The sequence below is a fragment of the Pseudomonas segetis genome, assembly GCF_900188155.1.
Lineage (GTDB): Bacteria > Pseudomonadota > Gammaproteobacteria > Pseudomonadales > Pseudomonadaceae > Aquipseudomonas > Aquipseudomonas segetis.
This window is the reverse complement of the sequence record NZ_FZOG01000001.1, coordinates 1044678-1065704: the sequence shown is the minus strand read 5'-3', so window position 1 is coordinate 1065704 and position 21027 is coordinate 1044678. Positions and strand designations below refer to the sequence as shown.

Here is a 21027-nt window from a genome sequence, read left to right as displayed (position 1 = left end):
GGCCAGCGTCGCTCGGACGGTTCCGGGCGCTTACGTACTTTGAGGTTTACATGGCTGAGCAAGCTAAGCGCCGCTTTGCGCGCATCGATCGTCTTCCCCCCTATGTTTTCAATATCACCGCTGAACTGAAAATGGCAGCCCGCCGCCGTGGCGAGGACATTATTGACTTCAGCATGGGCAATCCAGACGGCCCCACGCCTTCCCATATCGTTGAAAAGCTCTGCACTGTTGCCCAGCGCGAAGACACCCACGGCTACTCGACTTCACGCGGTATTCCGCGCCTGCGCCGAGCGATCTCACGCTGGTATGCCGACCGCTACCAGGTTGATATCGACCCTGAAGACGAAGCCATAGTCACCATTGGCTCGAAAGAAGGCTTGGCCCACCTGATGCTGGCAACGCTCGATCACGGCGATACAGTCTTGGTCCCGAACCCCAGCTACCCGATCCATATTTATGGTGCCGTGCTTGCTGGCGCCCAGGTACGCTCTGTACCGCTGGTGCCCGGCGTCGATTTCTTTGCTGAACTGGAGCGCGCCATTCGCGAGTCCATTCCCAAGCCAAAGATGATGATCCTGGGGTTCCCCTCGAACCCGACGGCGCAGTGCGTGGAACTGGACTTCTTTGAACGGGTTGTGGCGCTGGCCAAACAATATGACGTATTGGTGGTACATGACCTCGCCTACGCCGATATCGTCTATGACGGCTGGAAAGCGCCATCGATCATGCAAGTTCCCGGCGCCAAGGATGTCGCGGTGGAATTCTTTACCCTGTCCAAGAGCTACAACATGGCCGGCTGGCGAATTGGCTTCATGGTCGGCAACAAGGAACTGGTAAACGCGTTGGCGCGGATCAAGAGCTATCACGACTACGGCACCTTTACCCCGCTACAAGTCGCCGCTATTGCAGCGCTGGAAGGTGACCAGCAGTGCGTACGCGATATTGCCGAGCAATACCGGCAGCGGCGCAACCTGATGGTAAAGGGCCTTCACGAACTCGGCTGGATGGTCGAAAACCCCAAGGCCTCAATGTACGTCTGGGCCAGGATACCCGAGGCCTATGCCGAGCTTGGCTCACTGGAGTTTGCCAAAAAACTGCTGGCCCAAGCCAAGGTCTGCGTCTCTCCTGGCATCGGCTTTGGCGATTACGGTGATGATCATGTGCGCTTTGCCTTGATCGAGAACCAGGATCGCATTCGCCAGGCCTTGCGCGGCATCAAGCATATGTTCAGAGCCGATGGCTTGCTGCCGGGTGCGGCGACCAAGCCCGTCAAATAGCATCCAGGGTCTTGCCCGGTAGTCATTGGTTACCGGGCACTTGGCTTAGCTGGAATAATCGAGCACTGTCCAGATACTGCTCAAGCCTTCCCCTATCACGCACTTGGACTCAGTCAGCGCCGGGTTGTAATTCAGCGCCATCAAACTGGTCGCACCATCGACCACATCATCATGCTGCGCCATCCACTGCACGCGCCCGCAATTAGGTGTGTCAATCACGTAGCTGTTGGCCACGACTGCGCCTGGGGTCGACATACCGATGGCATCCACAACCAATCCGTGCTCCTCAACCCGCTTGCCATCAGAAATGACTACGGCCCACGCATCGTTATTGTCGATCACCAGGTAGGTGCCATTCGCCTTGGGCTGCTCAAGCGATGGTTGCGCGCATCCCGTAAGCATCACCAATACCAAAACTGTCATCAGTATCTGTTGCATTGTTTGCGACCCCTTTGCCTATCCGATGGGCTGGGGCTTGGTTGCCTTCAGGCCATCGCAATGAGTGAAATTTGCAGCGCGATGACAAGACTATTAACCAATACTGTTTATTTGTACAGTATTTTTGTACTAAACTCATTTACGCCATCTGACAGATACCGCACAGGCTTGATTGGGAGCGCAACGATGCTGGACGTAATGCAATTAAAACAAGCAGTTAACCGAATGCCTCTGGAAAAAATACGGGCCACCGTGGACGAGCTTCACCTCGAAGGGATAGTCACTGAAGGTAAAACCCCTTTCAACAGGCTGCACTTCAATACCTGCTTTGCGGAAATAGAGGCGCTTTTCCAGCGTGCGGGATACCACCGGCCGCTTGATGTTGTCGGCTACCAGGGCTTGGTCTACGCGATGTTCGACCCCACTCGCTGGGAAGCTGTCGAAGTCCTGCGCTGGCTCAAGGACTTCGTCGAGGAGCCTCGCAAACGCCCAGCCAGCTAAGTCCTGTACGGCACTCAGAAGCCAGGTCAATCGCTGCGCTGTTATTGCGCACGTTAAGCGGCACGCAAATGAACCACGCACCAGCCTGGCTCAGAGCCGAGCGCTTTTGATGCTTATACAGCCGCCAGCGAAATCTCTATTCAACTTTAAAATACATAGGTAATTTATTGTTTTTGATGATTTTTTATCTTATACAAAAATCTTCATACAGCATCTGAGTCGTTGCCTGGCAAGGGCTTTGCAATAACCTCGCTACATCCGTCTTCGGGTCGCCAACGGCGGTGATCGAGACGAAATAGACAAAGACGTCAAGGCTGCACGCATTGTTCTCGCGTGCAGGTTTAGACGTCTTTTTTCGTTTCTGATAGCTGAGGAATTTCAATGCGCCATTCCACACTACCGTGCTCATTATTGAAGAAGACCCTGGCCAGTGTCAGTTGCGCCGCGTTTCTTGTATTCGGCTCAGTCGCTGCACCTTTTGCCAGTGCCGCCGAACCTGAGAAAGCAGAGCTCAAACTGGGCTTTATCAAGCTCACCGACATGGCGCCCCTGGCAATTGCCTATGAGAAAGGCTACTTCGAGGACGAAGGCCTGTATGTCACCCTTGAGGCCCAGGCAAACTGGAAAGTGTTGCTCGACCGGGTGATCACTGGCGAGCTCGACGGTGCACATATGCTGGCTGGCCAGCCACTTGGCGCAACAATCGGCTTTGGCACAAAGGCGCAGATTGTCACTGCGTTTTCCATGGACCTCAATGGCAACGGCATCACTGTTTCCAATGAGGTCTGGGCTGAAATGAAAGAGCACATCCCCATGCAGGATGGCAAACCGGTTCACCCCATAAGCGCTGCTGCGCTAAAACCGGTTATCGAGCGCTATAAGGCCGAAGGCAAGCCGTTCAACATGGGCATGGTCTTTCCCGTGTCCACCCACAACTACGAGCTGCGTTACTGGCTCGCGGCTGGAGGTATAAACCCGGGTTACTACGCCCCAGCCAAGGGCGATATTTCCGGCACATTGAATGCCGATGCCCTGCTCTCGGTTACCCCGCCACCGCAAATGCCTTCGACCATGGAGGCTGGCACCATAAGCGGCTACAGCGTGGGCGAGCCCTGGAACCAGCAGGCTGTGTTCAAAGGCATTGGCGTACCGGTGATCACCGACTATGAAATATGGAAGAACAACCCGGAGAAAGTCCTCGGGGTCTCTAAAAAGTGGGCCGACGCCAACCCTAAAACCCACAAGCGCCTGGTCAAGGCCCTGATCCGCGCCGCCATGTGGCTGGATGAGGGCAACAATGCCAACCGCCAGGAGGCCGTGGAAATCCTGTCGCGCCCTGAATACGTGGGGGCGGATGCCAAGGTCATCGCCAATTCCATGACTGGAACATTCGAGTACGAAAAAGGTGACAAACGCAGCGTTCCGGACTTCAACGTGTTCTTTCGCTACAACGCCACCTACCCGTTTTATTCCGACGCAATCTGGTACCTCACGCAGATGCGCCGCTGGGGCCAAATCACCGAGACCAAGCCAGACAGCTGGTATTTCGATATCGCCAAGCAAGTCTACCAACCCGCCGTATATCGCCAGGCTGCCGAGGAGTTGATTGCCGAAGGCAAGGCCAAGGCCAGCGACTTTCCTGCAGCAGATGAAAGCGGCTTTCGCGCGCCGACCCATGAATTCATCGACGGCCTGACCTATGACGGGCGCAAGCCCAACGCCTACATCGAGCAAATGAAAATTGGCTTGAAGCAAGACTCAGTGCTCTAAGGCGCTTGTGACAATTAGAGCACTGCAACCGCCCCTGCGGTCCAGTGCCACCAGACAACCCGCCTTCAGCCTGGCTGAGGCCGTATAAGCCGAGGATTGGACGATGAGTAACCCTGCCATCTCCGAGCAAATCACCCAGACAGTCAAAAGCGCAAGAACCGCAGCGTTCAAACGCTGGCTGCCAAACCTGCTGATGCCAATCATTGGCCTGGCTGCCTTTCTGATGTTCTGGCAAATGATTGCCGGCAGCATCAATACCAGCCTGGGAACCTTTCCCGGGCCCGCACAAGTTGCCAGCCAGTTCAGCAACCTGGTCGACGAGCACCAGCGCGAAGCCAAGCGTGAAACGGCGTTCTATGAGCGCCAGCAACTACGTAACCAGGCCCAGCTCAGTAAAAACCCAGAGGCCAAGGTAAAGATCCGTCCCTACACCGGCAAACCGACCTTCTTCAAGCAGATAGTCACCAGCCTGTATACGGTAATGACCGGCTTTGTGATTGCTTCGCTGATAGCCATTCCACTGGGCATTGTCTGTGGCCTGAGCAAGCCGCTGTACAACGCCATCAACCCACTGATACAGATATTCAAACCCATATCACCACTGGCCTGGCTGCCACTGGTGACCATGGTTGTCAGCGCGGTCTACACCAGCACCGATCCGCTGTTTGCCAAGTCATTTATTACCTCGGCAGTGACGGTGGCCTTGTGCTGCCTCTGGCCAACGGTAATCAACACCATTGTTGGCGTGGCAAACCTGGATAAGGACCTGCAGAACGTAAGCCGCGTGCTGAGCCTGTCCCCTCTCAACCATATACGACGCATCGTGCTGCCAGCCGCCATTCCCATGATTTTCACTGGCCTGCGCTTGTCACTGGCAACTGGCTGGATGGTGTTGATTGCAGCCGAAATGCTTGCGCAAAACCCCGGGCTGGGCAAATTCATCTGGGATGAGTTCCAAAACGGCAGTTCCAACTCGCTTGGACGGATCATGGTAGCCGTGATTGTGATCGGCCTGATCGGCTTTGCCCTCGATCGCCTGATGCTGGCCCTGCAAAAATATGTGAGCTGGGATAAGAGCGCCGACCTGCGTTAAACACAGAGGATATTCTATGAGCACTGCACATCTTGAACTGACAGGCGTAGGCATTAGTTTTCCGACGGATAAAGGCCTGTTTTGCGCACTTAAAGACGTTAACTTGAAGATAGCCAAGGGGGAATTCGTTTCGCTGATCGGCCACTCAGGTTGTGGCAAGTCAACCGTATTGAATATTGTCGCCGGCCTTTATCAGGCCACCACGGGCGGGGTGATTCTCGACAATCGAGAAGTGAATGCACCTGGGCCGGAGCGCGCCGTGGTGTTTCAAAACCATAGCTTACTGCCTTGGTTGAGCTGCTACCAAAATATCGAACTGGCCGTGCGCCAGGTATTCAAAAACAGCAAAAGCAAAACCGAGATGCGTGAATGGATTGAGCACAACCTCGACTTGGTGCACATGAGTCACGCACGTCACAAGCGCCCCAGCGAGATATCCGGCGGTATGAAGCAGCGCATAGGTATTGCCCGGGCGCTGGCGATGCAACCCAAAGTATTGTTGATGGACGAGCCCTTTGGCGCCCTTGATGCACTCACCCGCGCGCACCTGCAGGATTCTCTGATGGAGATTCACGCCGATCTCGGTAACACGGTGATCATGATTACCCATGACGTTGACGAAGCGGTGTTGCTGTCGGACAGAATCATCATGATGAGCAATGGGCCTTCGGCAACAGTCGGCGAGATTCTTCAGGTCGAACTGCCCAGGCCCCGGGAGCGCATGGCCTTGGCTCACGATTCGCGCTATCACGAATATCGCGCAGCGGTGCTTGAATTCCTTTACCAGAAGCAACATCGCCCAGCAGCCTGAAACCAGCTTGGCTAGTATCAAGAAATGGCCATAAGCCGTCTGGAATAGAGGTTGGCAGCCCGTTGGTCAGATACGTTGAACCTAGCAAAGCTGAGGTCGCCGAACAGTTGCAAATAAATTGTTCACTGAACGGCGACCCTCTAAGGACCTAATGTGTTTGATCTGTCCACTTGGAACCTGTCTGTCCCCACACCACCGACCCCCACTGAAATCAGCGCGGCGCGGATACAAAACGGTTACTCCAGCCAATACTTCCGTAATGACGGCAATCAAACCGTCGTATTCTGGGTGCCTGTCACCGGCTCACGCACCGAGGACGCCAGTTATCCGCGTAGCGAACTACGGGAAACCTACGCCGATGGCAGATTGCACAACTGGTACTACAAAGATGGTGACAACTATTTAAATGCAGTACTGGCAGTCAACGTGGTGCCGAGTAAAAACAAAGTTATTGTCGGCCAAATCCATAGTAAGGATCAGCCGGGAAGTGAAAATGATCCGTTGGCAAAGCTGCAATACCATTATAAAAATGGCACCGGGAGGCTCGAACTTCTGTATCGAGCACAGCCGGGAAGTTCGAGCGTACAAAATATACTTCTGGCACAGAACGTCGACCTCAATGAACGCTTCAGCTACCAGCTTCGTATCACCTCGACCGGCCGTTTGGGCGTGACCGTCAAAAGCAGCGGCGACAATGGTTCGTTTTATAAACAGTTGAGCAGCAGTTGGAGCCGGCAATTGCTGTATTACAAGGCAGGCGCATACATACAAGACAACCAGGGCTATTCAATCGAGGGCGGTCGCGTAACCTTCTACTCACTTAATACCTTGCACCGCCATTAACCCGTTTTTCTGGGCAGTTGAGATGTCACTGCCCATCATCCAGCCATGGCCGTACAATAGGGATTTCCATCGCCCAGACAGCTGCTGTCGAAGAGACCCCATGGCCCGCCTGACACTTAGCTTTCCACAAGACCAGTTTTGCTTCAGCACCCACCTGACCGTGCGCGTAACCGATATCAATGCGGCCAACCACCTCGGAAACGACTCAATGATCTCCATGATTTCGGAAGCTCGCGCTCGCTTCCTGTTTGACTTTGGTATTGAGGAGGCCAGCGAAGAAGGCGTCGGAATCATCGTCACCGACCTGGCCACCACTTATCGCGCAGAAGCCCACGCGAGGGATCAATTGCTGTTTGAAGTCGGGGTCATGGATTTCAACAAATACGGTGGCGATATTACCTTTCGCATTACCCGCCCAGCCGATGAAAGCCTGATCGCAATGGCCAAGTCGGGATTTGTATTTTTTAACTATAAAACAAGCCAGGTGGCGCAAATGCCCGGCGCATTCAGTGATAAGTTTCCCCGGGTCAATTGGCTCTGAAAAAAGTAGCGGCCTTCATGGTCATTTGATTCGCGTTGCTCGCCCCTTTACCGACCAGGCAACGGCTGCCGAACTGAAGTTTACTCAGTTTATAGGCTGACCCCGTAATACCGAGCGCAATGTTTTTCAGAACTTCCATAACGGCACATTCAATGCATAAAACTAATGCAACGTAAAAAGGCGTTGCAGAAAGTTACATTGCGCACGACTCCTCTGCTCCGCTTTTATGCACTTAGGTGTTCCATAGCAAATGCAGGGGGAACTGTAATGCCAGTCACATCACACCACACCCGCCTGGCAGGGCTAACAACCAATATTCTCGCCATTACTCTGCTCGCGCTGCCTATTCCAACCCATGCAGCGCTGAAACAACCAATTGCAAGCACGATATCGCTCGCGACGCAGCATCCTGCAGCCACTGTTATCTTGTCCTCGGACAAGCAGTAAGGCAGGAATAAGGCGTTAATCAGCGCCTTGCAATAATTAATAAGACTCGCCCCCAGGCCAAGGGCATGACAGCTTGTCCCATACCGAAACCCCTCGTCGCGCACTGCGACTGAGCAAGGCGCCTTAAAGCGGTGCAAAACAGCTGCTGATCAACACTTCTGATTGGGCAAAACCGGGCAAGCCACAGGCTTTGCTTACTTGGCACACAGCCTGCATAAGCATTTGCACAATTTAAATAAAGCGCGATCTTCAACGAAGAAGACTGCTCTTCCCGATAGAACGGGACTTGGACAAAGGCGTCCTCGCTAGGTAACTAGCGGGACGCCTTTTTTGTTTTCCGTGATTTTATCCAGGAGAAAATCGGGATGAAAAAGCTCAAGTTAGTGATGATCGGCAACGGCATGGCCGGTGTTCGCACCCTCGAAGAGTTGATCAAGCTCAGCCCCGAGCTTTATGACATCACGGTATTCGGTGCCGAGCCACATCCCAACTACAATCGAATCCTGCTTTCGCCCGTGCTCGCTGGCGAACAAACCTTTGATGACATCCTGCTCAACGACCACAGCTGGTACGCTGATAACAACATCAAGCTGCTACTGGGACGCAAGGTTACCCAGATCAATCGCAGGCAACGCCTGGTAACTGCCGACGACGGCAGCACGGCTGAATACGACCGCCTGCTCATCGCAACTGGCTCCACCCCCTTTATGCTGCCAATACCCGGCAACAGCCTTGAGGGCGTCATCGGCTACCGGGACATTGCCGATACGCAAGTGATGATGGACACCGCCAAAACCCATAGTCACGCGGTAGTCATAGGTGGCGGACTGCTGGGGCTTGAGGCTGCGCATGGCCTCAAGCTACGCGGCATGGATGTCACTGTTGTGCACATTGGCGAAACGCTTCTCGAGCGTCAACTCGACAGTACTGCAGGCAAGCTGCTGCAAAAATCCCTCGAAGAGCGTGGCCTGAAATTCATGCTGCCAAAACAGACGGCCGAGCTGCTGGATAATGGCCAAGGTCGAGTTTGCGCGGTCAAGTTCACAGGCGGCGACATAATTGCCGCCGATCTGGTGGTGATGGCAGCCGGTATTCGCCCCAATACCCGGCTGGCAGAAGCCTCGGGGATCGCCTGCAATCGCGGAATTCTGGTCAATGACACCCTGCAAACCTTTGACCCCAGGGTCTATGCAATTGGTGAATGCGCCAATCACCGGGGCACCGCCTATGGTTTGGTTGCACCGCTATTTGAGCAGGCCAAGGTCTGCGCCAATCATCTCGCACAACTGGGTTACTCACGCTATCAAGGCTCGGTGACATCAACCAAGTTGAAAGTCACAGGTATCGACCTGTTCTCGGCCGGTGAATTTATCGGCGGCGAAGGCACCGAAACCATCACCCTGTCGGATCCCATTGGCGGCATCTACAAGAAGCTGGTGATTCGTGATGACGTACTGGTCGGCGCCTGTCTCTATGGCGATACCGCCGATGGTGGCTGGTATTTTCGACAAATACGCGAGCAACACAACATCAGCCAGACCCGTGACCACCTGATGTTTGGCGAAAACGCCATCGAGGCAGTTGGCCCTCAAGGCCAGGATCAAACAGCAAATATGCCCGGCAACGCGCAGGTTTGGAGCGATAACAGTGTCTACCAATACAAGATAGGCACAGCCATCCAAGCCGCAGGGCTGGAGCATAATCATGAGCTGCGCTGAAAATACCCGCGTAACGGCGTCTACCTGCTGTTACTGCGGCGTGGGTTGCGGGGTATTGATCGAACACAGCAATGACCGGATCATCGCCGTTTCGGGAGATCCTGCACACCCGGCAAACCATGGCAAGCTATGCAGCAAAGGCGCAACCCTGCACCTGACCGGCGATATTGACGCACGGGGTTTATACCCACAACTACGGCTGGATAAATCCCAGGCCCCTACAGGCTGCGATTGGAACAGCGCCCTGGATCATGCCGCCCGGGTATTCGCCCAGACAATCAAAGACCATGGCCCGGACAGCGTGGCCTTCTATATCTCCGGCCAGTTGCTTACCGAAGACTATTACGCATTCAACAAACTCGCACGCGCCCTGGTTGGCACCAATAACATCGACAGCAATTCGCGACTGTGCATGTCATCCGCCGTGGTCGGATATAAACGCAGCCTGGGTGCGGACGCCCCGCCTTGCAGCTATCAGGACGTGGAGCTGAGCGACTGCATACTTATCGCTGGCAGCAACATGGCGTACGCCCACCCGGTGCTCTTTCGCCGCCTCGAAGAAGCCAAAGCCAGGCGCCCGCAGATGAAGGTTATAGTGGTCGACCCGCGGCGAACCGATACCTGCGACATCGCTGACCTGCACCTAGCAATACTGCCCGGCACTGATGTCGCCTTGTTTCACGGCATCCTCCACATATTGATAGACCAGGGCTGGCTGGATCACGACTTTATTGCCCAACATACGGATGGCTTTGATGCGCTTAAAGCGCGGGTACAGGACTTCAACCCGGTTTCAGTAGCGACTATTTGCGGTATCTCGCAAGCGCAATTACAGGCCTGCGCCCAGATGATAGGCCAAGCGCCGAGCTTTTTATCCCTCTGGTGCATGGGCCTCAATCAGTCGACCGCCGGGACCGCTAAAAATAGCGCGCTGATCAATCTGCACCTGGCCACGGGGCAAATTGGCAAAGCAGGCGCAGGCCCCTTCTCCCTCACCGGCCAGCCCAATGCCATGGGTGGCCGCGAAACCGGTAGCCTGGCCAACTTGCTGCCAGGACACCGCGAAGCAGGCAATTCAGAGCATCGAAACGAAGTTGCCGGGTATTGGGGAGTCGAGGCATTGCCAGAAACCCCAGGCCTCAGTGCAATCGAATTGTTCGAACAGGTGCGCAGCGGCAAGGTCAAGGCACTGTGGATTGCCTGTACCAACCCCGCGCAATCACTTCCAGATCAAACCCGGGTCCATCAGGCGTTGGCCAGTTGCCCCTTTGTTGTGGTTCAGGAAGCCTTCTTCACCACCGAAACCTGTGCCTATGCAGACTTGCTGCTACCTGCGAGCAGCTGGGGCGAAAAGGATGGCTGTGTAACCAATTCAGAGCGCAGGGTGAGTCATGTACGCAGTGCAATCGCCGCGCCTGCCGAAGCCAAAGCGGACTGGCAAATTGCCTGCGAATTCGCCCGTAAACTCGAGACGCTGATACGCCCTGGCCTGCCGAGCCTGTTCAACTTTACCAGGCCCGAGCAATTGTTCGATGAGTACAAAGCCCTGACCCAAGGCCGTGACCTGGACCTGAGCGGCCTTAGCTACGCCATTCTAGACCAGCATGGACCGCAACAATGGCCGTTCCCCAAAGGTGCGCAACAGGGTACGGCGCGCCTGTACCAGGACCATGTATTTGCCACGGCCAATGGCCGGGCGCAATTTCAGGCTGAAACCTATTGCGCCCCGCTCGAAGAGACGAATGGGCGGTATTCGCTGGTGCTCAACACTGGACGCTTACGCGATCACTGGCATGGCATGAGCCGCACAGGCACAGCTGCACGCCTGTTTGGTCACGTAGAAGAAGCAGTACTGAGCCTGCATTCTGACGAATTACGCCGCAGAAAGCTCAATGATGGCGAGCTTATCAAAGTGCGTAGTCGTCGCGGCTCGTTGATAGTCCCGGTACAAGCCGATGACGACATCCGGCCTGGGCAGGCATATCTGCCAATGCACTGGGGCGACCGTTTTCTCAAGGGCCTGGGCACCAATGTATTGACCCAGCCCGGATACGATCAGCAGTCAAAACAACCCGAACTCAAACATGCAGTTATCGACATCGATAAAGTCGAGTTGCCCTGGACCTTCTTTGCCTTGGTCGAGGGCGACATCCAAAAGCGCTTCAGCCAACTTCGCCCCCTGTTCGAGCATTTTGCATACGCCAGTTTCACATTGACCGGCTCCGAGCACCCTGCGCTGCAAATTCGTGCGGCCAACCCAGCTGCCCCAGATGGCGAACTGCTTGCCAGCATCGATCGCCTGCTCAGTATCGACTCAGCAATGGTGTTGGCCTATGACGACCCCAAGCGCGCCATAGGCAAACGCGTCCGCCTGGATTCTGGACGGATAATCGCCCTCCGCCTTGCGGGAGAAACCAGCGCCCAGGACTGGCTCAAAAGCATGTGGCGCGAAGCGCAAACCGACGACCAACTGCGCCGCTGGTTGCTTGCGCCCTTGTCTGCAGCAGCACGCCAAGGCAGTAGCGCAGGCAATAAAACCCTGTGCAACTGCATGAGCGTCAGCCAGCAGACCATTTGTGACGCCATTGGACAAGGCATGGACCTGAACCAACTGAAACAAAACCTAGGTTGCGGTACCAGCTGCGGCTCCTGTGTCCCGGAAATAAAACGGCTGCTGCAAGCACAACTTACTGTTTGCTGAGCGATCAAACCATCACGCGAGGTTCATATGAGCACTAAAGTCTGGCTGGTTGGCGCTGGCCCCGGAGATCCCGAACTACTGACTCTCAAAGCTGTTCGTGCACTGAACCAGGCGCAGGTGGTGATGATTGACGATCTAGTCAATCCAGCTGTACTTGAGCACTGCCCACAGGCACGCGTTATCGCCGTTGGTAAACGTGGTGGCTGTCGCTCGACGCCGCAAGACTTTATCCAAAGGCTGATGCTGCGCTATGCCCGCCAAGGCAAATGCGTTGTTCGCCTAAAGGGCGGCGATCCGTGCATTTTCGGACGCGGCACCGAGGAATACAGCTGGCTGCGCTCGCACGGCATAGAAGCAGAACTGGTCAATGGCATCACTGCTGGCCTGGCCGGGGCGACCAATTGTGCAATTCCCTTGACCCTGCGTGGTGTTGCGCGCGGTGTCAGCCTGGTTACAGCTCATACCCAGGACGGCAGCGAACTGAACTGGCAGGCGCTGGCAGACGCGGGCACAACGCTGGTGATTTATATGGGGGTGGCCAAACTCGCGGATATTCGCCAGCAACTACTCCAGGCTGGTATGAATGGCGAAATGCCAGTTGCGATGATCGAGAATGCTTCACTGCCTGAACAACGTGAACGACGCAGCACGGTCAAGCGGCTACTTGATGACGCCCAGGACTTTCGGCTCAAAAGCCCGGCAATCCTGATCATTGGCGAGGTCGTCAGCAACAGCTCGGCGCAGCTCAATCAATTGAGCGCTTAACTGCCTGGCGCTTGAGTCATTGCCACTACTAAATCCAGGGCAAAGAAAAACCCGGCCGAGGCCGGGTTTTTCTTTTCAGCTTTAAACCAATTACTTGGCTTCAGCTTCTACAGAGGCTTCAACGCGACGGTTGATAGCGCGGCCTTCGGCAGTAGCGTTATCCGCAACTGGCTGAGACTCGCCGTAACCAACAGCGTTCACACGCTCGCCGCCAACACCGTACTGGTTGACCAGTACGTCACGAACTGCGTCAGCACGCTTCTCAGACAGAGTCTGGTTGTAAGCGTCAGTACCAACGGAGTCAGTGTGACCTTCTACGGTAGTAGTGGTCTGTGGGTATTGGTTCATGAAGTCAGCCAGGTTTTTGATATCGCCGTAGCTATCTTCTTTAACCTTGGACTTGTCGAAATCGAACTTAACGTCCAATTCAACACGAACGATTTCAGCTGGCTCTTCAACAACTGGAGCTGGCTCTGGCTCAACTACAGCTGCAACAACTGGCTTGGAGCCGCCGAAGTTCAGACCGACACCAACGCCAGCTTGCCATTCGGTTTCGCCTTGGTCGATGTTGTACAGCGCATCAACGCCAGCACGGGCATACAGCATTTCAGTGAAGTAGTACTTCGCACCAGCGCCAGCAGTGGCGAAGGTGGAGTGGTCACGACCGCCAGCATCTACGTTGCTGATGCTCTGGTGGGCGAAGCCGCCAGAAACGTAAGGACGCAGGCCTGGGCCAGGCTCACCAAAGTGGTACAAAGCCTTCAGGTCAGTCATGTTGCCTTTGATGTCTTTGTTACCCAGTGCTTTGTCACCGTTCAGGCTATGGTATTCGCCATATGCCAGAGCCAGTTCAACATCCTTGGTCAGGAAGTAACCAATGGAGCCGCCATACTGGCTGCCTTCATCGTGAGCGAAATTGCGGCTCGAGTCGGTGAAGTATTCGTTCACAAAGCCTTCCACCTCGACTGCGCCTTGACCTTGAGCCATCACGCCCATGGAAGAAGCAGCGACAAAGGAGCCAATGACTGCGCCTAAGGTGTTTTTAAGTTTCATCCGTAAATCCCCATCTTGGTGATTGATTGCACTACGTACAGGTAGACACGCAGAACTTCGACAAGTTTATCAGAACTTGCCTTTATGCCAAAGAATATTTGCATCCGAACTAACTTTCGGCGATGCCTGCAAATTTCTCACGCAATTTGTCAAGGGCCCTTTTGTAACGCATTTTCGTTGCACTAAGCCCCATGTGCATAATATCCGCTATCTCTTGAAACTCTAGCTCTGCGACAAAGCGTAGCACTAAAATTTCACGGTCAATCGGATTTACATGTACCAGCCATCGGTCCAATCCACCTCGTTCCGCTACCTCAGGCGTCTTGTCTTCAGACGCCTCTTCCAGCGGATCGAGGCTTAAGGCATCCATCAAGCGACGTTTACGTCGCTCTTTGCGGTACTGGGTAATACACTCGTTATAAGTAATGCTGTACAGCCAAGTCTTAAACTTAGACTTGCCCTCAAAGTTCTTTAAACCATAAAGCACTTTAAGCATCACTTCTTGACAGACATCATCCGCATCGCGTTCGTTCCCTAAATAACGCGCACAGACGTTAAATAATGTGCGCTGGTAGCGACGCATGAGCTCTTCATAAGCCCGCGTGATGTGGAACAACTCACTATGCGCACGCACCACAAGCTCCTCATCCGAGAGCTCGTGTGGGTCATAACGCATAGGCAACGATTGGGCTTTATTCAAATCGAGTCGGGCCGACAGTCAGGTCAAAGCCGCCATCAGCTGCGAACAGCCTGCTGGAGGGCGGCATAGATTAGCAGAATTTGGGTCTAGTGACTGCGTACCCGCTGTTCAAGCAGGACACGGTTCGCCACAGAGACAAGTTCTCCGGCATCGGTCATGAGCGTCGTCTTGACCGTGCCGATTTCCTCAATCTGCCCTTCGACATCATCGACCTGGACATGTTGCCCAACTTGATACAGCTCACGCACATAAATACCTGCAAGTATCTGCCCGGCGATCTCACGACTGCCCAAACCCAACGCCAAGGCAGCGGCCAGGCCGATGGTAATAAGCACGATGGCAATGACGTAGTTGAGCAGCTCGGTTTTCACCTCAAGCTGACCAATGGCCACCGAAATACTGATGATAATGACCAGGCCTTGGGCGATACGCGCTACACCATGGGCATACTCAAGGCCTACGCTGTCAGCCGCGCCCCGCACGATTCCGCTGACCAGGTGCGCCAGCAGCACACCGATAACCAGCACCAGGGCGGCGCCAAATACTTTTGGCAGATACAGCGCCAGCACATCAAGCGTGGCCGAAACCCGCTCCAGTCCCAGGGACTCCGCAGCAGAAACCATGAAGACCAACAGGATGAACCAGTAGACGATGCGCCCGATCAATGTCGAAACGGGCACCTGAAAACCGGCACGGCTGAGCAGCTTGGTCAAACCGGTGCCTGCCATCAACCGATCAAGACCAACCTTTCCGAGCAACTTGGAAATCAAGGTATCAAGCAGTTTGGCCAACACAAAGCCAATCAGCACCAGAATCAGAGCGACAAAAAGGTTTGGAATAAAACCAGCGACTTTGGTCCACAGGGCGGTCATGGCCGCCACCAGGCTTTGAGTCCAGGGATCAAGTTCCATTTATTCAGCCTTATCAGTAGTACGAGCAGTTGGTTTGCGGCGCGAAACTGGAGATAGGTGTGCCGAGCCCTTGTTCAGGGCGATCATCAACGCCTCAACCCAATGCCCCATGAGCGCGAACATGTCCCCTGCGCCCACTTGGCGATTTGCCGTTTTCAATACGCGATTGAGTGTCGCATCGTCATCGTGATCGGATGACGGCTGCGAATTCAGCATATCGCGCAGTGATTGTTCAAATGGATCGTGCATTTACGCACCTCTATTGATGTGCTGATTCGACGCAATAACAACAAGGCAAGTCACATCAGACCCAACGCAGGCGGCGAAACAAGAACCATTGGACTACCGCCAACACCACCATAATGGCGCAGGCAATAAGGAAGCCATAGGGATTCTCGGAGCCAGGGATACCGCCCACATTGATTCCCAGCAGCCCGGTGAGGAAACTCATTGGCAAAAAGACCCCGGTGATAATGCCGAAGCGGTACATGATGCGATTCATCTTCACATCCAGGCGGCGATCTTCAGCCTCCAGCACCAGGCCAACTCGCTCCCGCGTAAGGTCCAGCTCCTCGATGTAGCGGGTCAAGCGGTTATTGAGCTCGTTCCAGTAGTCCGCATCGTCAGCAACGAACCAGGGCTGCTGATTACGCGTAAGCTGCGCATACACCTCGCGCTGCGGCGCCAGAAAACGGCGCAAGCCAGCTGCCCGCCGGCGCATTTGCAACAAGGTGTCGTGATCAGGCTCGAAGCTGGGGTCGTTATCGATTTGCTCTTCCTGCTCGTCTATACCTTCAGCGAAATCACTAACCAGGGATTCGATCTTGTCGGTCATGTGATCCGCCAGGGCCAGGATAAGCTCCGAGGAGGTCTTCGGTCCCTTCCCTGCGCGCAGGTCAACCAGCAAGTCCTCCACCGCCCGCAAATGGCGCAGGCGCAGGCTGATTGCACGCTTGGCCGCTGCAAAGATACGCAGCGAAACCATATCTTCGGGCACTGCCCCCGGGTTCAGGTTAACCCCGCGCAGAAACAGCAGGATCTTACTTTCAGGCAGTTGCAGAAAGCGTGGACGGGTGTTTTCTTCGAGCAGCAAGTCACACACGAACTCATTAAGCCCGCTTTCCTTGCGTAGCCAGTTCTGGGTTTGTGGATGACTTCGATCCCAGTGCACCCACAGGCTTTCCCGCTCGGCCAACACCAGGTCGGCCAGCTCGTCATAGCTGACCGGTCGCCCGCCGCCCTTGCCGTCCAGCACATAGGCATGGACCAGCCCCCACTGTTGACTGTCCTGTTCAGACATTCACGACTCCAAAACTAAACACCTTTGATGCCTCAGCCACGGCCGATGGATTGGCGTTCACCATTTACTCAGGTATGACCAATGCGGTTGGCGAAACAATGATTCCGTTATTGTCGGCATAAACGAAATGCCCTGGACGGAAAGTCACCCCACCAAAGGTCACGGCCACATTGAGATCGCCAATGCCACGCTTATCGGTTTTCATTGGGTGGCTGGCCAGGGCCTGAACCCCGACTGCAGTTTGAGCCAGCACATCAACATCACGCACGCAGCCATAAATAATGATGCCTTCCCAACCATTTTTCGCGGCCTTCTCCGCCAGCATGTCGCCCAGCAAGGCGCGACGCATCGAGGCGCCACCGTCAACGACCATGACTTTACCTTTGCCTGGCAGCTCGACTTGTTCCTTGACTACCGAGTTATCTTCAAAACATTTGACAGTGACAATCTCGCCACCAAAGGAATCACGGCCGCCGAAATTGCTGAACATCGGCTCGACCACCTCAACCTCGGGGTAGGCGTCACACAAATCAGGGGTGATGTAATGCATGAGAAAGCTCCTTTACCCATCAAAAATCGTAACCAAGTGGTTTATTCAAGATTTGCAGCCATTATCCGATGCAAACCTGGCCCATGGATATCAACGCCCAGCCTAGCGCAGTCAGCGCTCACAGACCACCGCTGGCAGTCGATGCAAAGCGCTTAAAAACGCTCTACTGCGCCTGTTGCAGCTGGTTCAAACTGGCTACACCATTGAGCCACTGCTCGACCCGAGGCCAGACTTCGCCTTGCGCAGCCTTGCTGACCAACATTTCAATATGCCCAAAATCACTGCTAAAACCCTGCTCCTTGCCCAGACAGAGGAACTCCTTGCAGGGTGAAGCAAACTGCTCAAATAACCGCTGGCAAGCCCATGCGGGGTCTTGGTCATCGCCTTGGGCGCTAACGGCTAAAACCGGCAGCTGGACCTCGGTCAAACCCGCCCACCAATCATCCCGGCCATCGCCAAAACGAGCAAACAGGCCATACCAGCGTAACGACTCCAAGATTACGCCTATAGGCTCGTCTTCAGGGCCGCGCTTCAAGCGAGAACCTGAAAGCACGCGAAAACGCTTTAACAACAACTTGATGCCCCAGACCAGCGGCGGGATTTTCAATGGCCAGTAATTACGGCTGACCTGGCTGCCAAACAGCGCAACAGAAGCAATCATCGACTCATCAAGGTAGCGCCCGCCCAAGGCCGCCGCGATTGTAGTGCCACCCAGAGAATGGCCCAACCAATGTACAGGCTGTGGGTTCTGCTCATGAACGAACCGGGTAATGGCTGGCAAGTCGTAGCGCGCGTAGTCACTGACCCGGTTGGATACATAGTTCTGATTGCGCGGCGACAACCCATGCCCGCGCATTTCAACTATCCACACATCAAAGCCTGCACGCGCCAGATAGGGCCCGAGCCCTATGCACTTGGGCGAATACCAGAAACGACGATTGGAAAAGCTACCGTGCAATAGAATCACCGGCGCGCCACGATGCTGCTCGTGATCCGCACGACCAAGTCGTGTCAGCACCAACTCAACACTGGGGTCGGGGCTGTTGCCGGGCTTGAGACGATAGACATCTTCACTCAAATCACCGCGCAGTTCGGCACTGATCAGGGCGACGGGAAATAGCTCACTGCTGCTTTGCATTTTATCTCTGACACAAAAAAGGGTGGGAACATGTCCCACCCTGATTCTTGAAGGGTTAGCGATGAGGGATCAGGCCTGGCCTTCCGCAAGGAAGAACCAAGTCTCAAGTACCGAGTCGGGGTTCAACGAAACGCTCTCAATACCCTGCTCCATCAGCCAGCGCGCCAGATCTGGGTGATCCGAAGGCCCCTGGCCACAGATACCGATGTACTTGCCCGCCTTGTTACAGGCCTGAATCGCGTTGGACAGCAGTTTTTTAACCGCCGGATTACGCTCATCGAACAGGTGCGCAACGATACCCGAATCGCGATCAAGGCCGAGTGTCAGTTGGGTCAGGTCGTTGGAGCCAATCGAGAAACCATCGAAGAATTCAAGGAACTCCTCAGCCAGAATCGCGTTTGAAGGTAGCTCGCACATCATGATGACCTTCAAGCCATCCTCGCCACGCTTCAAGCCATTCTGCGCCAGCAGGTCAACCACCTGACTCGCCTCGCCCAGGGTGCGTACGAATGGCACCATGATTTCGACGTTGGTCAGGCCCATCTGATTGCGGACTTTCTTTAGCGCACGGCATTCAAGCTCGAAGCAATCACGGAAGTTTTCGCTGATGTAGCGCGAAGCACCACGGAAACCCAGCATCGGGTTTTCTTCTTCTGGCTCATACAGCTTGCCGCCGATCAGGTTGGCGTATTCGTTCGACTTGAAGTCAGACAGGCGCACAATAACTTTCTTCGGCCAGAAGGCCGCAGCCAGGGTACTGATGCCCTCAACCAGCTTCTCTACATAGAAACCGACTGGATCGTCATAACCGGCAATACGCTTTTCAACGCTGTCCTTGATATCGGCTGGCAGGCCGTCAAAGTTGAGCAGTGCCTTGGGGTGTACACCGATCATGCGGTTAATGATGAACTCAAGACGCGCCAGGCCGATACCTGCGTTTGGCAGCTGGGCGAAATCAAATGCGCGGTCTGGGTTGCCGACATTCATCATGATCTTGAACGGCAGGTCCGGCATCGCGTCGACCGAGTTCTGACGCACATCGAAGCCCAGCTCACCTTCAAAAATGAAGCCTGTATCGCCTTCAGCGCATGAAACTGTTACGCCCTGGCCGTCTTGCAACAATTCGGTTGCATTGCCACAGCCCACTACAGCTGGAATACCCAGTTCACGCGCAATGATTGCTGCGTGGCAGGTGCGCCCACCACGGTTGGTGACAATGGCGCTTGCACGCTTCATGACCGGTTCCCAGTCCGGGTCGGTCATATCGGATACCAGGATATCACCCGGCTGGACTTTATCCATTTCGCTGACGTCTTTGATAATGCGTACGCGGCCAGCACCGATTTTTTGACCAATGGCACGGCCTTCGACCAGGACCGTACCTGTTTCTTTCAACAAGTAACGCTCCATGACGTTGCCGCTGGAACGGCTTTTCACCGTTTCCGGACGCGCCTGGACGATATACAACTGGCCGTCATCACCATCTTTGGCCCACTCGATATCCATAGGACGCTGGTAATGCTTCTCGATGATCATCGCCTGCTTGGCCAGCTCGGAGACTTCGGCATCGGTCAGGCAGAAGCGCGCACGATCGGCGCGCTCGACATCGACGACCTTGACCGATTTACCGGCCTTGGCTTCGTCGCCGTAGATCATCTTGATGGCCTTGCTGCCCAGGTTGCGCCGCAAAATGGCTGGGCGACCGGCTTCAAGCGTGCCCTTGTGAACGTAGAACTCGTCAGGGTTGACCGCGCCCTGCACCACGGTTTCACCAAGGCCGTAGGCACCGGTGATAAATACTACGTCGCGGAAACCGGACTCGGTATCCAGGGTAAACATAACCCCGGCAGTCCCGGTTTCGGAACGCACCATGCGCTGCACGCCGGCAGACAAGGCAACCAGCTTGTGATCGAAGCCCTGGTGGACGCGATAGGCGATAGCACGATCGTTGAACAGCGAGGCGAATACTTCTTTGGCCGCACGAATTACGTTTTCAACACCACGGATGTTAAGGAAGGTTTCTTGCTGGCCGGCAAACGAGGCGTCTGGCAGGTCTTCGGCTGTCGCCGATGAACGAACGGCCACAGCCATGTTGTCATTGCCATTGGCCATTGCCGCGAAGGCCGTGCGGATCTCGCTGTTGAGCCGCTCAGGGAACTCGGCCTCCATGATCCACTGCCGAATTTGCGCGCCAGTCTTGGACAAGGCCGCAATATCATCGACATCCAATGCATCAAGCGCCTGGTGGATCTGGGCATTGAGGCCGCTGAGCTCAAGGAAGTCGCGATAGGCTTGGGCGGTCGTGGCAAAACCACCGGGAACCGAAACGCCAGCGCCGGCAAGGTTGCTGATCATCTCGCCAAGGGAGGCGTTCTTGCCCCCTACGTGCTCAACATCATGTGCGCCGAGCTTATCGAGGGAAACTACGTACTCTACCAAGGTGATCTCTCCAGTTCTGGTGTTGGAAAAG

The 21027-nt window shown here is 54.9% G+C and carries 18 protein-coding genes and 2 pseudogenes; 11 read left to right on the top strand and 9 right to left on the bottom strand.

Annotated features, from left to right (window positions below):
• The first annotated feature begins 50 nt into the window (after positions 1-50).
• Entirely contained in the window at positions 51-1277 is a 1227-nt protein-coding gene (alaC, locus tag CHB79_RS04940; protein WP_089359057.1) for an alanine transaminase, read from the top strand.
• A 45-nt stretch (positions 1278-1322) separates the two neighbouring features.
• Here the strand turns inward: alaC and CHB79_RS04935 are convergent, their stop codons facing one another.
• Positions 1323-1715, bottom strand: a complete 393-nt coding sequence (locus CHB79_RS04935; RefSeq protein WP_089359056.1) for a hypothetical protein — start codon at positions 1713-1715, stop codon at positions 1323-1325.
• 186 nt (positions 1716-1901) lie between these two features.
• On the opposite strand from CHB79_RS04935, the gene CHB79_RS04930 reads away from it, so the two are divergent.
• From CHB79_RS04930 to cobA, 10 genes and pseudogenes are all read left to right on the top strand, one after another.
• Complete coding sequence (locus tag CHB79_RS04930; RefSeq protein ID WP_010483831.1) at positions 1902-2216, top strand: transcriptional regulator; 315 nt, start codon at positions 1902-1904, stop codon at positions 2214-2216.
• Between the two features lie 381 nt (positions 2217-2597).
• Positions 2598-3986, top strand: a complete 1389-nt coding sequence (locus CHB79_RS04925) for a CmpA/NrtA family ABC transporter substrate-binding protein (RefSeq protein ID WP_089359055.1) — start codon at positions 2598-2600, stop codon at positions 3984-3986.
• 103 nt (positions 3987-4089) lie between these two features.
• On the top strand, positions 4090-5079 hold the full coding sequence (locus CHB79_RS04920) for an ABC transporter permease (RefSeq protein WP_010483825.1): 990 nt from the start codon (positions 4090-4092) through the stop codon (positions 5077-5079).
• A gap of 16 nt (positions 5080-5095) precedes the next feature.
• Entirely contained in the window at positions 5096-5890 is a 795-nt protein-coding gene (locus CHB79_RS04915; RefSeq protein WP_010483823.1) for an ABC transporter ATP-binding protein, read from the top strand.
• 153 nt (positions 5891-6043) lie between these two features.
• Positions 6044-6733 (top strand): polysaccharide lyase family 7 protein, encoded by a 690-nt coding sequence (locus CHB79_RS04910; RefSeq protein ID WP_010483821.1) that lies wholly within the window; start codon positions 6044-6046, stop codon positions 6731-6733.
• A gap of 100 nt (positions 6734-6833) precedes the next feature.
• Positions 6834-7274, top strand: coding sequence for a thioesterase family protein (locus CHB79_RS04905; protein WP_010483820.1), 441 nt, complete (start codon positions 6834-6836; stop codon positions 7272-7274).
• Between the two features lie 812 nt (positions 7275-8086).
• Positions 8087-9668 (top strand): annotated as a pseudogene (locus CHB79_RS04900) (NAD(P)/FAD-dependent oxidoreductase); the annotation flags it as partial.
• Between the two features lie 12 nt (positions 9669-9680).
• Positions 9681-11516, top strand: a pseudogene (locus tag CHB79_RS04895) (molybdopterin oxidoreductase family protein); the annotation flags it as partial.
• 243 nt (positions 11517-11759) lie between these two features.
• A complete protein-coding gene (locus CHB79_RS22360; protein WP_425439578.1) occupies positions 11760-12140 on the top strand; it encodes a (2Fe-2S)-binding protein in 381 nt (126 codons plus the stop codon).
• Positions 12141-12167: 27 nt separating this feature from the next.
• Positions 12168-12905: a uroporphyrinogen-III C-methyltransferase gene (gene cobA, locus CHB79_RS04890; protein ID WP_089359052.1), complete on the top strand. Its 738-nt coding sequence runs from the start codon at positions 12168-12170 to the stop codon at positions 12903-12905.
• Between the two features lie 90 nt (positions 12906-12995).
• Here the strand turns inward: cobA and CHB79_RS04885 are convergent, their stop codons facing one another.
• The 8 genes from CHB79_RS04885 to ppsA form a co-directional block, all read right to left on the bottom strand.
• The gene (locus tag CHB79_RS04885) at positions 12996-13958 is read right to left on the bottom strand and encodes an OmpA family protein (RefSeq protein ID WP_010483812.1); all 963 of its coding nucleotides are present in this window, start codon (positions 13956-13958) and stop codon (positions 12996-12998) included.
• A 109-nt stretch (positions 13959-14067) separates the two neighbouring features.
• Positions 14068-14658 (bottom strand): RNA polymerase sigma factor SigX, encoded by a 591-nt coding sequence (gene sigX / locus CHB79_RS04880; RefSeq protein WP_029529340.1) that lies wholly within the window; start codon positions 14656-14658, stop codon positions 14068-14070.
• 86 nt (positions 14659-14744) lie between these two features.
• Complete coding sequence (locus tag CHB79_RS04875; protein WP_010483809.1) at positions 14745-15569, bottom strand: mechanosensitive ion channel family protein; 825 nt, start codon at positions 15567-15569, stop codon at positions 14745-14747.
• The gene (locus tag CHB79_RS04870; protein WP_010483807.1) at positions 15570-15818 is read right to left on the bottom strand and encodes a hypothetical protein; all 249 of its coding nucleotides are present in this window, start codon (positions 15816-15818) and stop codon (positions 15570-15572) included.
• Positions 15819-15873: 55 nt separating this feature from the next.
• The gene (locus tag CHB79_RS04865) at positions 15874-16869 is read right to left on the bottom strand and encodes a zinc transporter ZntB (RefSeq protein WP_010483805.1); all 996 of its coding nucleotides are present in this window, start codon (positions 16867-16869) and stop codon (positions 15874-15876) included.
• Positions 16870-16933: 64 nt separating this feature from the next.
• On the bottom strand, positions 16934-17419 hold the full coding sequence (gene rraA, locus CHB79_RS04860; RefSeq protein WP_089359051.1) for a ribonuclease E activity regulator RraA: 486 nt from the start codon (positions 17417-17419) through the stop codon (positions 16934-16936).
• Between the two features lie 163 nt (positions 17420-17582).
• Positions 17583-18557 (bottom strand): alpha/beta fold hydrolase, encoded by a 975-nt coding sequence (locus CHB79_RS04855; RefSeq protein WP_089359050.1) that lies wholly within the window; start codon positions 18555-18557, stop codon positions 17583-17585.
• A gap of 69 nt (positions 18558-18626) precedes the next feature.
• A complete protein-coding gene (ppsA, locus tag CHB79_RS04850) occupies positions 18627-20996 on the bottom strand; it encodes a phosphoenolpyruvate synthase (RefSeq protein WP_089359049.1) in 2370 nt (789 codons plus the stop codon).
• Positions 20997-21027 lie beyond the last annotated feature (31 nt).

Excerpts from the sequence above, each read along its gene's own strand:
- rraA (WP_089359051.1), bottom strand. The coding sequence starts at position 17,419 with ATGCATTACATCACCCCTGATTTGTGTGACGCCTACCCCGAGGTTGAG.
- CHB79_RS04885 (WP_010483812.1), bottom strand. The coding sequence starts at position 13,958 with ATGAAACTTAAAAACACCTTAGGCGCAGTCATTGGCTCCTTTGTCGCT.
- CHB79_RS04925 (WP_089359055.1), top strand. The coding sequence starts at position 2,598 with ATGCGCCATTCCACACTACCGTGCTCATTATTGAAGAAGACCCTGGCC.
- CHB79_RS04930 (WP_010483831.1), top strand. The coding sequence starts at position 1,902 with ATGCTGGACGTAATGCAATTAAAACAAGCAGTTAACCGAATGCCTCTG.
- cobA (WP_089359052.1), top strand. The coding sequence starts at position 12,168 with ATGAGCACTAAAGTCTGGCTGGTTGGCGCTGGCCCCGGAGATCCCGAA.
- CHB79_RS04920 (WP_010483825.1), top strand. The coding sequence starts at position 4,090 with ATGAGTAACCCTGCCATCTCCGAGCAAATCACCCAGACAGTCAAAAGC.
- CHB79_RS04905 (WP_010483820.1), top strand. The coding sequence starts at position 6,834 with ATGGCCCGCCTGACACTTAGCTTTCCACAAGACCAGTTTTGCTTCAGC.
- alaC (WP_089359057.1), top strand. The coding sequence starts at position 51 with ATGGCTGAGCAAGCTAAGCGCCGCTTTGCGCGCATCGATCGTCTTCCC.
- CHB79_RS04935 (WP_089359056.1), bottom strand. The coding sequence starts at position 1,715 with ATGCAACAGATACTGATGACAGTTTTGGTATTGGTGATGCTTACGGGA.
- CHB79_RS04865 (WP_010483805.1), bottom strand. The coding sequence starts at position 16,869 with ATGTCTGAACAGGACAGTCAACAGTGGGGGCTGGTCCATGCCTATGTG.
- CHB79_RS04870 (WP_010483807.1), bottom strand. The coding sequence starts at position 15,818 with ATGCACGATCCATTTGAACAATCACTGCGCGATATGCTGAATTCGCAG.
- CHB79_RS22360 (WP_425439578.1), top strand. The coding sequence starts at position 11,760 with ATGGTGTTGGCCTATGACGACCCCAAGCGCGCCATAGGCAAACGCGTC.
- CHB79_RS04915 (WP_010483823.1), top strand. The coding sequence starts at position 5,096 with ATGAGCACTGCACATCTTGAACTGACAGGCGTAGGCATTAGTTTTCCG.
- CHB79_RS04875 (WP_010483809.1), bottom strand. The coding sequence starts at position 15,569 with ATGGAACTTGATCCCTGGACTCAAAGCCTGGTGGCGGCCATGACCGCC.
- CHB79_RS04855 (WP_089359050.1), bottom strand. The coding sequence starts at position 18,557 with ATGCAAAGCAGCAGTGAGCTATTTCCCGTCGCCCTGATCAGTGCCGAA.